This is a genomic window from Clostridioides sp. ES-S-0001-03, from assembly GCF_020676075.1.
Lineage (GTDB): Bacteria > Bacillota > Clostridia > Peptostreptococcales > Peptostreptococcaceae > Clostridioides.
In genome coordinates, this window is record NZ_JACVWJ010000001.1 from 725,757 (window position 1) to 743,513 (window position 17,757).

The 17,757-nt window shown below is 28.7% G+C and carries 17 protein-coding genes and 1 rRNA gene; 14 read left to right on the forward strand and 4 right to left on the reverse strand.

The annotated features are described in order from the left end of the window. Window positions 1-68: 68 nt before the first annotated feature. Window positions 69-938, reverse strand: coding sequence for a LysR family transcriptional regulator (locus IC174_RS03080; RefSeq protein WP_227482138.1), 870 nt, complete (start codon window positions 936-938; stop codon window positions 69-71). A gap of 171 nt (window positions 939-1,109) precedes the next feature. Here IC174_RS03080 and IC174_RS03085 point away from each other — a divergent pair, with 171 nt between their 5' ends. From IC174_RS03085 to IC174_RS03110, 6 genes are all read left to right on the forward strand, one after another. After that, window positions 1,110-2,171, forward strand: coding sequence for a DUF917 domain-containing protein (locus tag IC174_RS03085; protein ID WP_227434505.1), 1,062 nt, complete (start codon window positions 1,110-1,112; stop codon window positions 2,169-2,171). 264 nt (window positions 2,172-2,435) lie between these two features. Continuing rightward, window positions 2,436-3,371 carry a DUF1177 domain-containing protein gene (locus IC174_RS03090; RefSeq protein ID WP_227482139.1) on the forward strand — a complete coding sequence of 312 codons (936 nt, stop codon included), beginning with the start codon at window positions 2,436-2,438 and terminating at the stop codon, window positions 3,369-3,371. Window positions 3,372-3,480: 109 nt separating this feature from the next. Beyond that, window positions 3,481-4,908 (forward strand): cell wall-binding repeat-containing protein, encoded by a 1,428-nt coding sequence (locus IC174_RS03095; protein WP_227482140.1) that lies wholly within the window; start codon window positions 3,481-3,483, stop codon window positions 4,906-4,908. 373 nt (window positions 4,909-5,281) lie between these two features. After that, on the forward strand, window positions 5,282-5,683 hold the full coding sequence (locus IC174_RS03100) for a hypothetical protein (RefSeq protein ID WP_227434508.1): 402 nt from the start codon (window positions 5,282-5,284) through the stop codon (window positions 5,681-5,683). 42 nt (window positions 5,684-5,725) lie between these two features. Further along, a complete protein-coding gene (locus IC174_RS03105) occupies window positions 5,726-6,019 on the forward strand; it encodes a metal-sensitive transcriptional regulator (RefSeq protein WP_227434509.1) in 294 nt (97 codons plus the stop codon). A gap of 14 nt (window positions 6,020-6,033) precedes the next feature. Continuing rightward, window positions 6,034-6,474, forward strand: a complete 441-nt coding sequence (locus IC174_RS03110; protein ID WP_227434510.1) for a SoxR reducing system RseC family protein — start codon at window positions 6,034-6,036, stop codon at window positions 6,472-6,474. Window positions 6,475-6,562: 88 nt separating this feature from the next. Here the strand turns inward: IC174_RS03110 and IC174_RS03115 are convergent, their stop codons facing one another. Both IC174_RS03115 and IC174_RS03120 read right to left on the reverse strand, forming a co-directional pair. Then, window positions 6,563-7,036, reverse strand: a complete 474-nt coding sequence (locus IC174_RS03115; protein WP_227434511.1) for a threonine/serine exporter family protein — start codon at window positions 7,034-7,036, stop codon at window positions 6,563-6,565. Then, the gene (locus IC174_RS03120) at window positions 7,036-7,824 is read right to left on the reverse strand and encodes a threonine/serine exporter family protein (protein ID WP_227434512.1); all 789 of its coding nucleotides are present in this window, start codon (window positions 7,822-7,824) and stop codon (window positions 7,036-7,038) included. The genes IC174_RS03115 and IC174_RS03120 overlap by 1 nt, the downstream gene beginning before the upstream one ends. 317 nt (window positions 7,825-8,141) lie before the next feature. On the opposite strand from IC174_RS03120, the gene glyA reads away from it, so the two are divergent. From glyA to IC174_RS03155, 7 genes are all read left to right on the forward strand, one after another. Further along, window positions 8,142-9,386, forward strand: a complete 1,245-nt coding sequence (glyA, locus tag IC174_RS03125) for a serine hydroxymethyltransferase (protein WP_227434513.1) — start codon at window positions 8,142-8,144, stop codon at window positions 9,384-9,386. Window positions 9,387-9,633: 247 nt separating this feature from the next. Then, on the forward strand, window positions 9,634-10,731 hold the full coding sequence (locus tag IC174_RS03130) for an MGDG synthase family glycosyltransferase (protein WP_227434514.1): 1,098 nt from the start codon (window positions 9,634-9,636) through the stop codon (window positions 10,729-10,731). Next, window positions 10,722-11,420 carry a polysaccharide deacetylase family protein gene (locus IC174_RS03135; RefSeq protein ID WP_227434515.1) on the forward strand — a complete coding sequence of 233 codons (699 nt, stop codon included), beginning with the start codon at window positions 10,722-10,724 and terminating at the stop codon, window positions 11,418-11,420. Before IC174_RS03130 ends, IC174_RS03135 begins: the two co-directional genes overlap by 10 nt. A gap of 2 nt (window positions 11,421-11,422) precedes the next feature. Next, complete coding sequence (locus IC174_RS03140) at window positions 11,423-12,487, forward strand: lysylphosphatidylglycerol synthase transmembrane domain-containing protein (protein ID WP_227434516.1); 1,065 nt, start codon at window positions 11,423-11,425, stop codon at window positions 12,485-12,487. A 179-nt stretch (window positions 12,488-12,666) separates the two neighbouring features. Continuing rightward, on the forward strand, window positions 12,667-13,371 hold the full coding sequence (locus IC174_RS03145; RefSeq protein WP_227434517.1) for a response regulator transcription factor: 705 nt from the start codon (window positions 12,667-12,669) through the stop codon (window positions 13,369-13,371). Beyond that, window positions 13,364-14,686, forward strand: coding sequence for a sensor histidine kinase (locus tag IC174_RS03150; RefSeq protein WP_227482141.1), 1,323 nt, complete (start codon window positions 13,364-13,366; stop codon window positions 14,684-14,686). Before IC174_RS03145 ends, IC174_RS03150 begins: the two co-directional genes overlap by 8 nt. A 112-nt stretch (window positions 14,687-14,798) precedes the next feature. Further along, the gene (locus IC174_RS03155) at window positions 14,799-16,172 is read left to right on the forward strand and encodes a hypothetical protein (RefSeq protein ID WP_227434519.1); all 1,374 of its coding nucleotides are present in this window, start codon (window positions 14,799-14,801) and stop codon (window positions 16,170-16,172) included. Between the two features lie 233 nt (window positions 16,173-16,405). On the opposite strand, the gene pdaA is transcribed toward IC174_RS03155, so the two are convergent. After that, window positions 16,406-17,347, reverse strand: coding sequence for a delta-lactam-biosynthetic de-N-acetylase (gene pdaA, locus IC174_RS03160; protein WP_227482142.1), 942 nt, complete (start codon window positions 17,345-17,347; stop codon window positions 16,406-16,408). Window positions 17,348-17,690: 343 nt separating this feature from the next. On the opposite strand from pdaA, the gene IC174_RS03165 reads away from it, so the two are divergent. Next, window positions 17,691-17,757 (forward strand): 16S ribosomal RNA (locus tag IC174_RS03165); the annotation flags it as partial.

The following is a 17,757-nucleotide window of genomic DNA, read 5'->3' on the forward strand; positions in this document are numbered from 1 at the left end:
TGTCAAACGCTAAAGATAAAGTTATTAACTCTGTTTGATATATCCTCTTTAATAATACCAGCTTTGGTTTAAAGATTTTTGAAATAGTTTATAAGAAAGTCTTTAAATAATAAGACTGCTTTAGATGCATAATTCTCACTAAACCATGAAAGATTTAAATATCTTTTAAATTCAATATCTTTTATATGTAATAGTTTAATTTCAGGGTCTCGAGATAAGCCCCATGATTTTCCACATATAAATCCAACTCCTTGAAGTGATTTTATAAGAGCATAGATTGTATATGGAGAATCGGATTCAAAGGCTATTTTTGGCTTGAAATTAGCTGATTCACATAATATATCTATTATTTCTCTGTAATTCTCACCTTTAGTTATAACTATAAAATTTTCATCTGAAACTTCATTTAGATAAACCTCATCTTTTAAGGATAGAGAGTGGTTTATTGAAACTCCTAATAATATTTCCTCGCAGGTTAATGTTATATTATTTTCTGAGTTTAATTTTGTAAATGAAGAAGATATATACAAATCAAAATCACTTTTCTTATAAGACGATGGTAGAGTATGTGAAACATTAAAGGTAATATTAGGATATAGTTTTCTAAAGTTGCTCAAAAGTGGCGGTAATACATTAGCAGCTGCTGTAGCTAATATTTTTACTTCACCAGAGTTTTCTAAGGAAATATCTTGTAATTCTTTTTTTGACATTTCTACTAAATCTAAAATACTATCCACCCTTTTTAGAAATAATCTACCATATTCATTTAGTACAATATATCTTCCTTTTCTATCAAACAACTGAACTCCAAGTTCTTTTTCTAAAGAAGATATGGTTTTACTTAAAGCTGGTTGTGCTATATTTAGTTTTTGTGATGCTTTTGTTATGTGTTCCATTCTAGCGACAGTTTGAAAATACTTAAGATGCAATAAATCCATAATATAAAATACACCTCTTTTAATATAACTTGAATTATATAAATTTGATAATTAATTATATATTATACATTATAATACAAAGCTTGTATAATAAACTATAATATGGCATAAAGTTATGTAAATATTTACTAATACATTTACATAATCTAACTAATAAAGGAGATATTTAATATGAAATTAACTAAGGAAATATTAGAATATGCTTTAATAGGAGGTACAATTTTAGGTGGAGGAGGTGGTGGTGCAAAGGAAAGTGGAAGAGAGATGGGGGAATATGCCTTACAACATGGATTTCCAAATCTAATAAGTATAGATGAATTACATGATGATGCAATTGTCTTAAATGTATCAGCAGTAGGAGCTCCAGCAGCACCACTCAAGTATGCTGATAATGATGATTATATAAATACAGTCAAGATATTTATTGATAAACTAGGATTAGATATACAAGGTATTATTACAAATGAAAATGGAGGATGTGCAACAATAAATGGATGGATTCAGTCTTCTGTACTTAAAATACCACTAATAGATGCACCTTGCAATGGTAGAGCCCATCCAACAGGCCTGATGGGGAGCCTTGGATTACATAGAGATAAAACATATAAGTCTTATCAAGCTGTGTCTGGTGGAAATCCAGAACTTGATAATCATATAGAGGGATTTGTAGAGGGTTCTTTAAATAAGACAGCAGGACTTGTTAGACAGTGTGCTGTAGCAGCAGAAGGTTTAGTTGCTGTAGCTAGAAATCCTGTAAAAGCATCTGTTGTAAAAGAAAATGCTGCTATAGGAGGTATAAGCCATGCAATAGATTTGGGTAGAGAGTTTTACTTAGGTTTAGAAATATCAAAAGATAAAGCAATAAACAACGTTGTCGAATTTTTGAATGGAGATGTAGTTTCAGAAGGAACAATAGAAATTTTAGAGTTAGAAACTACAGGTGGATTTGATGTAGGTAAATTGATTGTAAATGGTTATGAGGTAACTTTTTGGAATGAATATATGACAATAGAAAAAGAGAATAATAGAATAGCAACATTTCCAGACTTAATTATGACTTTTGATAAAAACACAGGCATGCCTGTTACATCAGCAGAAATCAGAGAAGGGCAAGAGATAGTTTTAATAAAAACTTCTAAAGAAAATTTAAAACTTTCAATAACAATGACACAAGAAGAATTATTAAAAGATATAGAAGATATATTAAATAAAAAAATAATTGGAGTTAATTAGGATATGTAGTAATTTGATTGATTGAAGAATTAAAATTGATTAAATTTAATGAGCAATATAATACCTATAAAACTATAAATAAAACAAATACTTAGGAAAAAGTTTATAAAAATAAAAAAATAAATAAGATATGAAAGATAATAAGAAAAAGTTTATAAAAATATAGATAAAATAAAAAAATGCTGTAATATTTATAAAAATAAAAGTAAAAATATTTACACAAAAACTATAAATAAAAGAAATAAAATTGGATGGTGAGCAAATATGATGTTAAAACAAGTTTTGGAAGTTTATGATATTATTGATAGTGCAGAAGTAGATGGAGAATGTGTAAAAAAATATTTGGAAAGCTATGGTGGGAAGAATATATTAGTAAAAACTTTAGGTACGGAAAAAGGGTCTACTGACTTAGTAAAGCTTACAATACCAGGAAAAAATGGAAAATCATCAGGAGGAACAGCTAAGACATTAGGTGTTTTAGGAAGACTAGGAGGAATTGGAGCAAGACCAGAAATGATAGGTATGGTTTCTGACGCTGATGGAGCTTTAGTAGCAATAGCAGTAGGAGCAAAATTATTGGACATGCAAAATAAGGGAGATTTTATTGATGGAGATGTAATAGTTTCAACTCACATATGTCCAGATGCACCTACTAAAGAACATAAACCAGTTCCATTTATGGATTCTCCAATTGATATGAGAACTATGAATGAAAATGAAGTTGATTTAAGCTGTGATGCTATATTATCAATAGATACAACTAAAGGGAATAGAGTTATAAATACAAGAGGTTTTGCTATATCTCCCACAATAAAAGAAGGGTATATTCTAAAAACAAGTAATGATTTATTAGACATAATGCAGACTACTACAGGAAGACTTCCTTACGTATTTCCAGTGTCAATACAAGATATAACTCCATATGGAAATGGTTTATACCATATAAATAGTATTCTTCAGTCTGCTGTAGCTACAAAAGCACCTGTAGTAGGAGTTGCTATAACAACTGAGACAACAGTTGCTGGATGTGCAACTGGAGCAAGTAATTATTCTGATTTAGAGAGTGCAGGAAGATTTGTTGTTGAAGTAGCAAAACACTATTGTGGTGGAAATTGTGAGTTTTATGATGAACATGAATGGAATATTTTAATGAATAGATATGGAAGCTTAGATAAGTTTCAAACTTTTGGAGAAGAATAAAGTTGTCTTTTATTGATGTTTTAGAATGGATGATATAGGCTAAATTATTGTGATATAATATTTAGAGTAAATAAAAATTGTAGATATAATAATTTTAGGGGGAGTTAATATGAAATCAACAAAATCAATATCATCAGTATTGTGTTTATCTCTAGTTTTAAGCTTATCATCAATATCATATGCAAATGAAGTGGGTAGAACGGCAACAGAAAATACTTTAATAGGTAAAGATAGATATCAAACAGCTATTGAAGTAAGTAAAGAGGGTTGGAGTAGCGCAAATGAAGCTGTAATAGTGAATAGTGAATCTATTGTAGATGCATTATCTGTTACACCATTTGCTAAATTAAAGAACGCTCCAATACTACTTACAGAAAAAAATAATTTAAATTTACAAACAAAGAAAGAATTAGAAAGATTAGGTGTTAAAAAAGTTTATATAATTGGACTATCTGGTTCTGTATCAGATAGTGTAGAAAAACAACTAGAATCTAATAACTTAACAGTTGATAGAATTGGTGGTAGTGACAGACATCAGACAGCTTTAAACATAGCTAAAAAGATAGAAGGTTTAAAAGACATATCAGAAATAGCTGTGATAAATGGATATACAGGCCTTGCAGATGCAGTTAGTATAGCTTCTGTAGCTGCTACTAATGGTATGGTTATACTTCCGGTTTCTGATGCATCTGGAGTGTCTAGTTTTAAGGATTTTATAGCTTCTAAAAATATAAGTAAGTCATACATAATAGGCTCTACTAATGCTGTATCAGATAAAATAAAACAAAGTCTACCAAATTCAGAAAGAATAGGTGGAGCAGATAGAAATGAAACAAATGGAAAGGTAATAGAAAAATTTTATACATCAAATGACTTAGATAATGTATTTGTAGCTAAAGATGGAATGAAAAAACAAAATCAACTTATAGATGCTCTAGCAGTAGGTGTATTGGCATCAAAAGAAAATTCTCCAGTACTTATAGTAGGAGATAAATTGAGTGCAACTCAAAAGAGTATATTTACAAATAAAAAGGCGACTGCTATAACTCAAGTTGGTAGTGGTGGAAATGAAAATGCATTTGCAGAACTAAAAGATTTACAAGGGAGTAGTACTGGTAAGAGAGTAATGTATGTAGCTAATACAGATAAAGTAAATGTAAGAAGTGATGCTACAATAGAAGCTTCTGTAGTGGGTTATCTAAACAATGGTGATGAAGTAGAAGTTTTAGAAGTACTAAAAACGGGATGGGTTAAGATAAAATACAATGACGATATTGGATATGTCAGTGGGTCTTATCTAACAAGTAATAAACCTAATAACAGCAGTGAGAATGTTAAGATAAAATATGTAAAAGAAAAAGATGGTCTAAATGTTAGAAAAGGACCAAGTACGGAAGATGAAAAAATAGGACAACTTCCATATGGAAGTAAGGTAGAAACTGTAGAAATGTTTGCTACTGGATGGGTAAAAATAAAATACAATAGTGGATATGGTTATGTAAGTAATGATTACCTATCTGATACAACAGTTATCTAAACTTATAGATAATAAACAATAAAGAGACTGTCTTAATATTAATGACAGTCTCTTTATTGTTATGAAATGTAGATTTTAATAATGATTTATATTTTGATAACCTAACTTTAGAAGTTATTATTGTAGATATTATTAATATATAAATACTTAAAATCCGATGCTTAATACCAAAATTGCATATTAATATGATGAGATAATTTAAATATAAATAATTTTATCTAATTATTATTATAAATTAAGTAGTAATATAAAAGAAATAGCTAAAATGAGTCCTTTTATTTTTGTTTTTTGTATCTATTTGGTATAATAGTATTGAAACATATAATAATTTAGATAAAATTTCTTAAGAGGAATACTATGAGGAGAACATAAAATGAAAAAATGTCTTTACTGTAATAGGGATATAAAGTCACCAAATAATAAATTGGCTATAAAATACGATGACAATACCAATATATATCCATGCCGTACAGAATGTAAGGAAAAAATTGAAGAATATATAATAAAAAAACCTACTTATAAGTTTATAAATATATTGGAGGTTCTTTTAGGTGTAGGTGGAATATTTTGCTTTTTGAGCAAATGGACTATTGCAGCCCAAATTGTACTTGGAATTGACGCATTAGTTATATTTTTATTTCCATTAGCAGGGTTTAAGATGAATGGTAAATTAAGTATGGAGCAAACTAAGCATCAGAGCAGGTCTATAGCAATATCAATTTTAGCATTTATAATAGTAATAACTGTATTATATTTTAAGCAAATTGGTAAGTAAATCATAATTGTATAGAACATCATAAGAGTATGAGGTGAGTTTATGGAAGAAAGAAAATTAGCACCAAACAATGAGCGAGAAGCTCTTATAAAAAGATTAAAAAGAATAGAGGGTCAAGTTAAAGGGATACAAAAGATGGTAGAAGAGGAGCGTTATTGTGTTGATATATTAGTTCAAATATCTGCTATAAGGTCTGCTATAAATAGAGTGGGTACAATTATTTTGGAAAATCATATAAAAGGATGTGTAGCAGAAAGTATCAAACATGATGATAGTGAAAAAACTGAAGAGATGATAAAAGAACTTATGGATACCATAAATAAATTTACAAAATAAGGGGGCGGTTAGGTATGAATCAACAAGGATTTATTATGGAGATTGTTGATGATAGAACTGCAAAATTAAAAATGCAAAGACACTCAGCTTGTGCTGCTTGTGGAAAATGTGCTACTGCTGACTCATCAGAGTCAAAAGAGATATTAGTGGAGGTAGACAATACAATTGGTGCGAAGGTTGGTGACCATGTAGAAGTAAGTATGGATAACATGAATGTATTAAAAGCAGCTGTGATGGCTTATATAATACCTCTTGTAGCACTTCTTGTTGGAACAATAGGAACATACTATATATTGGGAGCGATTGGCATGACATCTGGCGTTGAAGCGATAAGTGGATTAGTTGGGATTTGTCTTACAATAATTTGTTATTTGTATTTAAAGAAGAATGATAAAAAATTTAGAGATAGTAGAGAATTTATACCAGTAATCACAAGAATCTTAATTGACCTTTAAAATGATTATAATTTAAAAATAGCAATGTACTCTTATAAACACTTAATGTATATTTATAGGATTTGGGTACATTGCTATTTTTATATTTTTATTTTGATTTTCTTTGAGGAATAAAGTTCTTTCGTATTTTTAAAAGGTTTAATGTTCTTACAAAAGAAGTTACAACCAATACACCAAGCGATATTGCAGCACTTAAAAATAGTGCATCAGTACCTTTTGACATAGCTAAATCATAATTTTTTTGAATTAAAGATAACATTGTATTGTATAATCCAATTCCTGGTATCAGAGGAAGAATACCTGGAATTACAAATACAATAGCTGGTTGCTTTAGTTTTCTAGCCAATATCTCACTACATGCTGAAACCAAAGCGGCAGCTATAAAACCCGCAAAAATTGAGTTTGTAGTGAAATTAAATAAATATACATACACAATCCAACCAACTCCACCAGTTATTCCAGCTGGAAGAAGTAGATAAAGTGGTGCATTAAAAAAAACAGCAAATCCAGCAGTTGCAATGCCTGAAAATAAAAAATGTAAAATCATTGACATATCAGTCATTAGAAAGGACCTCCAATTCTATACCATGTATCAAGGACAAAACCGACTCCAGAAGCAATTGCAATAATAATCATAGCAGCATCGAAAGCACGAGAAATTCCTGATATTAAATTACCTGATATTAAATCTCTGATGGCTTTTATAAAAGCAACTCCTGGGAGTAGTGGCATTATTGCTCCAACTATAAGCATTTTAGGGTCATTCAAAATACCTATTTCAACTAGTAAAACTCCTGAAAGTGCTATTAAAAAAGAAGATACTAAACATGAAAATGCAGATATTGCACTTATCTTCATGGTTTTATCATAAGTAATTGCAGCAAATATTGCTATTATAAATGTAAGAATAAAATTTAATATATAATTCCCTCCAAGCAAGCAAGCAAAGCAAGCAGATGCAATTCCTGTACAAGAGTAAAACAACCATAAAGGATAAGGTTTTACCTCTTGGATTTCATAAAGACGTGCAATAGCAGTATCAATATCATATTCTTTATCATTTACAAATTCTCGAGAAAAACTGTTTAATAAGGAAATCTTATTTAAGTTTATACCTCTTGATTGAATCGTTTTCATAAACGAAAAACCGTCAAATTTTTCATCTGAAATAATTATTACTGTAGGAGTTGTAAAAATATTTACATGATAAAATCCTCTTGACCTGCATATTCTAAGGACACTGTCTTCAACCCTAGATGTTTCAGCTCCATTTTTTATCATAAGTTCCCCTACAAATAGAGCTAATTTTAGAATATTTTTTTTATATTCAAGTTCCTCATTTTGATTCATAAATACACCTCCAAATTAAAAAACATAATATTGAAATTATATCAAATTTTTAAGTAATATTCCTTATATATATATAAATTATATTATCTTTTTTTTATTTAAAAATAGTCACATCTAAATTATATCCAATTAAAAGAATTAGACAATATTATTTATTATATTTTAACTTAAAATACAGAAAGAAAACATGTAAAAGTAGTAAAACACTTGACTATTAATTTATAAAAGACTATAATAATAAATTATCATATTGATAAAAACGAAAATTATGAAATGTCTGTAAAAGTAAAATTTAAATAATAACTAGGAGGAGTAATATGTTTGAGAACTTGAAAAAAGCGGACCCTGAGATTTATGAAAGTATGAAAAGAGAGTTAAAAAGACAACAAAGGAATATTGAGTTGATAGCATCTGAAAATATAGTATCAGTTCCAGTAATGGAAACTATGGGAAGTCATCTTACTAATAAATATGCAGAAGGTTACTCAGGCAAAAGATATTATGGTGGATGTGAGTACATAGATGAAGTTGAAACTCTTGCAATAGATAGAATTAAAAAGATATTTGGGGCAGAACATGCTAATGTTCAACCTCATTCTGGAGCAAATGCAAATATCGGTGTATATTTTGCTATGCTAAAACCAGGTGATGTTGTTATGGGAATGAATTTATCTCAAGGTGGGCATTTAACTCATGGTGCTCCAGTTAATATTTCTGGTCAATATTATAAATTTTATGAATATGGAATAGATAGAGATAGTGGACTTATAGATTTTGATGATGTTAGAAAAATAGCACATGAAGTAAAACCTAAAATGATAGTTGCAGGAGCAAGTGCATATCCTAGAGAGATAGATTTTAAAAAATTTAGAGAAATAGCTGATGAGGTTGGAGCATTACTTATGGTAGATATGGCTCATATAGCAGGTCTTGTAGCTGCTGGTCTTCATCAAAATCCATGTGAAGTAGCTGATTTTGTTACAACAACAACTCATAAAACTTTAAGAGGACCTCGTGGAGGAGTTATCCTTTGTAAAGAAAAATATGCTAAAGCTATAGACAAAGCAATATTCCCTGGAATTCAAGGGGGACCTCTTGAGCATATAATTGCATCTAAAGCAGTATGTTTTAAAGAAGCTTTAAGTGATGAATTTAAAACATACCAACAACAGGTTGCTAAAAATGCAAAAGCTTTAGCTGAAGAACTTATTAAGAGAGATTTTAAATTGATTTCTGGAGGAACAGATAATCACTTAATATTATTAGATTTAACTAATAAAAATATAACTGGTAAAGCCGCAGAAAAAAGATTAGATGATGCTTACATAACTGCTAATAAAAATACAATACCATTTGATCCAAATGGCGCACTTGTTACAAGTGGAGTAAGACTTGGTACTCCAGCTGTAACTACTAGAGGCATGAAAGAGGAAGATATGGCAGTAATTGCTGAGGCTATAGACCTATGTTTAACTTATGATGAAGAATCTAAGGCAAGAACATTGGTTGTTGGTTTAACTGAAAAATATCCTCTATATGAAGAATATAATATTATGGATTAATTAAAAGTATAATTAAATAAGACATATTTAAAGAATTAAAATGATAGTATTTATGTTTAAGTATGTTTATAAAGACAAAACCCAATTAATTAGGAGATAGCTTCCAATATTAATTGGGTTTTGTATTTTTTAATTAAAACTTTAAGATTTCTTAAGAATTATACTAGGTTTTTCTAAAGATTTAAAGTTTATACTTATAAATATAGTAATTAAAGGTATTTAAAGGCTTTAATGAGGAGGGAATCTTATGAAAGTATTAATTCTTACAGGAAAATTTGGTATGGGTCATTACTCAGCATCAAACTCTTTAAGTGAAGATATAAAAACAAAATTTAATAATTCTGAAATAATAATTAAGGATATATTTGAATATATTATGCCTAACTACTCAGATAAAATGTATAAAACTTTTTCTATTCTTGTAAATCGGGGAAGTAGTCTTTATAATTTATTTTACAAATGTACTGAAAATGGTAAAAAAGATATAAAATTTACATTTTCAGATTATTTCTTAACTAAACTAGACAAGTTACTTAATGAAATACAACCAACAGTAGTTATTTCAACTTTTCCATTTTGTTCTCAAGTAGTATCAAGATATAAAGAAAAGTATAATTCAAATCTTCCTTTGATAACATGTATAACAGATATAAGTAGTCATTCAGAATGGATTAGTAAAAATACAGATTGTTACTTAGTGGCTAGTGAATCTACTAAAGAAGAACTTATTTTAAAAGGAATAGATGAAGATAAAGTAAAAGTTAATGGGATACCTGTAAAAAAAGAATTTAAAAAAATAGAACATATAAATCATTTAGATAAAAAAAACATCCTCATAATGGGTGGGGGCTTAGGTTTATTGCCTAAGTCAGAACAATTTTATAGAGAACTAAATAGTTTAGAAGGAGTAAAAACTACTGTAATAACTGGTAATAATAAAAAAATGTACTATAAATTGTACAATAGATATGAAAATATTGAGGTTGTAGGCTATACTAATGAAGTATACAACTATATGGAGAGTGCTGACCTTATTATTTCTAAACCAGGTGGAATAACATTATTTGAAACAATTTACTCAGAGCTTCCAATATTAGCATTCAATCCATTTTTGCAACAAGAGATAAATAATGCTGATTTTATACTAAATAATGGAATTGGAAGAATACTTGATAAAAATAAAAAATACTATGTAGATGAGATAAAAGACTTAATCTATGATGATGTTACACTTAAAGAAATGAGTTTGAATATGAAAAAACTTAAAAAACAATTTGATAATAATTCATTAGAAAATATTTTATTTTCATTTGATGGACAAGGAGTGTGTAGAGAATGTATGTAGTAGGTTTAATTATAGTTGTTGCTTTGATTTTTTTAATCCATTCAATTATACCTACATATTATAATAAATTATTAAATAAAGATGTATTGAAAAATATGACTGAGAAGAATGAAATTGCTCTTACATTTGATGATGGACCAGACAAAAGATATACAGAAAAATTGTTGGATGTACTAAAAGAAAATAATATAAAGGCCATGTTTTTCGTAGTGGCAAAGAATGCTGAAAAAGAGCCTGAAATTATAAAAAGAATGTTAAGAGAAAATCACATAGTTGGTTTACATTCACTAGAACATAAGAATGCATGGCTTTATAGTTATAATTATGTTAAAAAAGATTTTATTGAAAGTACAAATACAATGAAAAATTTAGGTGTAGATGTAAACTACTATCGTCCACCATGGGGTCATACTAATATATTTTCATATCAATTTGTTAAAAAATATAACTTAAAGATGACCTTATGGGATGTAATGGCAGAAGATTGGAGTAAAGATAGTACAGTAGAGATTATAGTAAATAAGTTAATAGATAGAACAAAAGAAAATTCTATAATTTGTTTGCATGATGCAGGAGAAAACTCAGGAGGAGCAGTTGGCGCACCTGAACGTACTATCGAAGCATTAAAGATAGCTATTCCAAAACTCAAAGCTAGTGGTTTTAAATTTGTAACACCAGAAAGGATGTAGTTATGATAAGTAAAACTGAAAAGAAAAATAAGTGTCTAGGTAGTGTAACCTTCTTAGTTTTACTAATGGGTATAACTGGATACTTTGTTTTTAGAGGTCAATCAATTGAATCGTTAATAAAATCATTAAAAGGTGCAAGTCCTGTGTTTATATTAATTGGATTTGCAATGATGTTTATATATGTTGCTTGTGAAGGTATAAATATATATTTAGGTATAAAGGCTTTAAATCAAAAAACTACATTTTTAAAATGTATGGGATATGCGTTTGTTGGATTTTATTTTAGTTCAATTACACCTTCAGCGTCTGGAGGTCAACCAGCGCAAGTTTATTACATGAAGAAAGATGATATAAACATATCTTATTCTTCACTTATACTATTAGTTATTGTTGTCATTCACCAAGTTGTTGTATTGGCATATAGCGGAATAATGTTCATTATGGAACGTGAATTTATACTAAACAATGTAAGAGGAATGAGTATTTTATTGATATATGGTGTAATAACGAATGTTGCTCTTGTTGTTGGAGTAATTGCAGTTATATTTTCAAAAAAATTAGTAAATAACTTCATAATATTCATAACGAATTTATTAGGAAAATTAAGAATAATAAAAGATGTTGAAGGTTCACGAAAAGTGATAACTTCTCAAATTGAAGAATATGTTAAAGGTGCTCAATATATAAAACAAAATCCAAAGTTAGTAATTAAGATTTTACTTATAACTATTGTGCAAATAACAGCTATGTTTTTAGTACCATTCTTTGTATATAAAGCTTTCCATCTATCAACATATACTGTGTTTGAAATATTAGCAATACAATCATTACTCAATATTGCTGTTTCATCTTTACCATTACCAGGAGCTGTTGGGGCATCTGAAAATAGTTTTATGACATTATTTAAGATATTTTTCCCAGGGCATTTATTAGTGCCAGCGATGTTACTTAGCAGAGGAATAAGTTTTTATGCATTCGTTGCTATAAGTGGTTTAGTATGTATTGTAGCACATGTTAAATCTTCTGAAAAAGTTAAGTCAGTAAAAGAAGTTGTTTATGTAAGATAGTATTGTATAGTTTATTTTTTACATCAAGGATATGTGTGTACGTTTTGATTAAACTTTGAGCATACTTACAATAGTAGAAAGTATTAAAACGTATGACATTGCTAAGCTTTTACTAATAAAGTATAATATTTTATATAGTTTGAAATATTTAAGAAATATAGTAAAAAAGGAGCTTAGCGATGAATAAAGAGATTCAAAAAAAAATTTTAGTAGCTGATGATAATCCAGAAATTAGGGAAATTGTAGAAATACTTTTAACTGGTGAAGGTTATGAAGTTGTTATGGCGACGAACGGAGAAGAGGCTGTAAATTTAGTAGACAGTACAATTGATTTGATTATTTTGGATGTTGTTATGCCAGTAAAGACAGGGTTTGTTGCATGTAATGAGATTAGAGAAAAAACAACAGCTCCAATATTATTTCTAACTGCGAAAACTCAAGATTCCGACAAGGTTATTGGGTTTTCAGCAGGAGGAGATGACTATTTATCAAAGCCTTTTTCATATTCTGAGTTAATTTCAAGAGTTAAGTCACTACTTAGACGTTATTATATATATCAGGGGAAGGAAAAGAATAAGGAGCAAAATATATTGAAAACAAGAGGTTTAAGTGTAAATTTGGATACTCAAGATGTCATATTGGATGGAGAAACTATATTTTTGACAACTATAGAATATAGCATACTAGTTCTTATGCTAAAAAATAGAAAAAAAGTTTTCTCGTCTGAAAATATATATGAAAGTATTTGGGATGAGCAATATTTTTATACAGCAAATAATACTATAATGGTACATATTAGAAATTTAAGAAAAAAATTAGAGAAAGATCAGAAAAATCCACAATATGTAAAAACTGCATGGGGAAAGGGGTACTATATTGATTAGCAAAATTAAACCATCAAAGTTGGGTGTCATACTATTGATATATGTAGTAATCTCAGCTGGGGTGGCTTTTATTTTAAATATACCATTTTATTCTGCCGTTGAGTCAATAGTAAAAGATGTATCAGAAGGTAGAACCTATTTTAAAAGAGAAGCAGACCAGTTAATGGCTGATTTTCAAATCTATGTGAATGATAAAAATTTAAGTTCAAATGATGGAGAAGATATATCAAATTGGAATAATGACAATTGGTTTGTATCTATGAAAGTATATAAAGGAAATGAGCTTTTTTATGATACACTGTACTATCCAGATGAAGTACCTGATAAGAGTGAAGAAAATGAATTTTATAGTAGCTCTATGGCTAGACATTATGAGATACAATTTTCTGATATTAAAGCTAGTGTAGTTATAGTAGCACTGTTTAGATTTCGATTTCAAAACTTTATAGAAGCTGTTTCTATCACATTTATGGCAATTACATTTATTGTAACATTTTTATTGCTGTTGAGTAGAAAGATTAAATATCTAAGAAAAATAGAGATGGGCATAAAGATAGTAGAAAGTGGTAGTTTAAAGTATAGAATTCCTGTTAAGGGTAACGATGAATTATCATCACTTGCATCTAGTATTAATGAGATGAGTCAGGCACTTGATAATCAGATTATAAAAGAAAGAGAAATGAAGAATAAAAATAAGGATATAGTAACTTCAATATCACATGATGTCAGAACTCCATTGACATCAGTAATTTGTTATTTGGATTTAATTAAAGATCATAAGTATAATAGCCCTGAGCAATTGGAGCAATATATAAAAAATGTGAGATTAAAAGCATATCAGATAAAAGATTTGACAGATGACCTTTTTACACATTTTGTTAATTCGGAAGAAGAAGTTTCTAAAAAATATGAAAAGATTAATGCAAATGAATTTATATTTCAACTGCTTTTAGATAGTTCATATACATTGGAAGAAAAGGGATTTCATATAAAAATAGAAAATGAACTTTATAATCAATATCATATTTATGTAGATGTAACACAATTTAGAAGAATATTTGATAATCTATGTTCCAACATAATAAAGTATGCAAGAAGGGATAGACCAATAGTATTTTTAATTAAAGTTGAAGATGGTAAGCTGTTAATTATACAAAAAAACAAAGTTAGTAACATTCATAAAAATGTAGAAAGTTTTGGAATTGGCATAAAAAACTGTGAAAAGATAATTGCATATCACAATGGAAGTATAAATGTAAAATCAGGTGACAAAGAGTTTTCTATTGAAATATCTATTCCAGTAAATGAATCATAAATGTCTAAATTAAGTACTGCACATGCCAATTGTTATGTGCCTATGACCAAGTAACAAGTTTACTTGTAAGACCATATAATATTATTATCTTAAAAAAAGGGGACATAATAATATGGTTTTAACAGGAGCGCATTATATTTACATTGTATTTATGGTAATTATCTTAATTACTATGCTTATGAAAAAAGATACTATAGTACCATGTATATTAGGTGTTTTTTTCATGGGGCTATTCTTTGAAAAAAATATCTTTGGAGCTATAACAGCAGTGTTTAACTCGTTTATTATATCTTTAAATGAGTTGGGACCTATTATTTTAATCATAGCTATTATGGTAGCTTTATCTAAAGCTCTAGAAGCAAATAATGCCATACAGTATATGGTAAGACCATTTTCCAAAGTTATAAAAAATTCTAACACAGCATTTTTTGTAACTGGATTTGTAATGTTGATTCTTTCTTGGTTTTTTTGGCCAACTCCAGCTGTTGCCTTAGTCGGAGCTGTATTTTTACCTGTTGCTATTAGAGCTGGATTACCAGCGATTGGTGTTGCAGTAGCATTAAACTTATTTGGTCATGGTCTTGCCTTATCTACAGACTTTGTTATTCAGGGAGCCCCAAGTATAACAGCTGGTGCCGCAGGAGTAGCAGTATCATATGTCATAAATGATGGTATGATTTTATTTTGGGTAATGGGAATTGTAACGATATCGATGGCGTTTTATACATTAAAAAGAGATATCAATAAAGGAATGTTTAGAGAAGAGCTTAAAGATTTTGAAAGTGAAGAAGTAAAAGAATTTAATGGAAAGTCTAAGATAGCAACTATTTTAGTAGCTTTAGGATTTCTTGCTGATATAATTGCTATGTATATGTTTGACCTAAAAGGAGGAGATGCATCAGCTCTTTTAGGAGGAACAGCAGTGTTTCTGATAATTATTATAAACACTATAAATTTCGGTAAAAATAGTCTTGAAAATGTGTGTGAAAATATAATAGATGGTTTTGTGTTTGGTATAAAGATATTTGGAGCTATTATACCAATAGCAGCGTTTTTCTACATGGGAGAAGTTGCACCTTTAACTGGTGTATTTGGAAAGGTATTAGCCCCTGGTTCTCAAGGATTATTATCAGATATAGGGATAGCTCTTTCTCAAACTATACCACTTAATAAATTTGCAGTATCAGGTATAGAAACTGTAGTAGGAGCAATAACTGGGCTTGATGGTTCTGGGTTCTCTGGAATCTCATTAGTTGGTTCACTTGCATCTGTATTTGGAACTGCTATTAATGCAAGTGTTGGTGCATTAGCTGCATTAGGTCAAATTAGTGGTATTTGGGTTGGTGGAGGATGTCTAGTTCCTTGGGGGCTTATTTCAGCAGCAGCAATTTGTGGAGTTAGCCCTATTGAATTGGCAAAAAGGAACTTTATTCCTGTGATAACAGGTCTCATTGTAACAACAATAGTAGCAGTATTCATTATTTAGAAAATAAAAGCTAATATTATTTTACTTGTAGATTAACAAAGCTTATATAAATTAAAAATAAAAAATCATATAAATTAAAAATAGATGTACAGTTATTATCTACTAAAAGACTTTTGTATCATGTAAAAACTATACATCTATTTTTTTTTGAAGTATTTAATTTGAAATAGTTTATGTAAATTAATATCTGAATATTACATTTAAAATATAGCTTTTAAATATATTTCTAAATGTTAATAATTTAGAAGCTCAAAATTGTATCCTAGTTTTCTAGCATCTGATATAAAATCACTTAGAATTTCTGTACTAGTTTTAGAAACAGCATGTAGTAATAAGATAGAACCATCATGTAAATTATCCATTATTTTCTTCTTAGCTTCCTCATGTGATGGTTGTTTTTCAGTATCCCAATCTCTATATGCGAAACTCCAAAATATAGTTTTATAACCTAGGTTTTTAGTCATTGCTAAGCTTTTTTCTGAATATTTACCCATAGGAGGTCTGAAAAACTTAACTATGTTTTTTCCAGTTAATTCTTTATAAAGTTTTTCAACATCTTCAAATTCATCATTAAAGCTTTCTAGATTGCTTGTTTTTGTTGGCATAGAAGGATGAGTTTTACTATGACTTCCAACTATGTGACCTTCTGCAACCATTCTTCTTATCAAATCTTCATTTTCCTTTATATATGGAGAGGTAACGAAAAAAATGGCCTTTACTTTATTTTTTTTTAAAACATTTAGTATCTTTGATGTATATCCATTTTCATAACCTTCATCAAATGTAAGATATAATGTTTTTTGACCATCTTTGATGGGTCCATTATATATAGCATTATAGTCAGAAAAATTAAATTTGATGTCAGTATTTACTTCTGGAGTTTGATGTTTAGTATTTGGTATATAAAACCAATCAAGAGCAGTATTATCCAAAGATGACACATCTAACTTTTCATTATCATTGTTCACAGTATTTTTATTTGATGGACTGTCTGTTCCATCTGAAACAGCTACATTGGAAGTATTTTTACTATCATCAGCATTTTGAGAATCTTCTTGTGTTGATATTTCTTTATTCTGTTCCGTGTTTTGTTTTTTTTGTGAGTTTGAACATCCTACAACGAAAAAAATAGATATAGAAAGTATTGTCAAAACGTATAGTATCTTTCTAAGCATTTTTTAGCTCCCTTCTAAATTAATTGTAATTATATATAGTATTATTATAGTTTGAAATTGTTATTATTAATAGTTACATATTTGAAAATAAAGTCGCAATAGTATTATAAAATATGAATAATTAATAAATTTAAGAAAAAATGTAAAAAAGTAGTTGACCATATTATAATAAGATGTTATTATAATAAATGTGCTCAACAAGGAACTAAAAAATAATGAGTACAAAATGATTTATTTAATAAAATGAACTTTGAAAATTAAACAGTAGGTTAATTTATAAAACAAGAAACAAACCATAAAGCCAGATATTTAGATAACAATAGTATCTGAGCCTGATAAACTTTTATTTGAGAGTTTGATCCTGGCTCAGGATGAACGCTGGCGGCGTGCCTAACACATGCAAGTTGAGC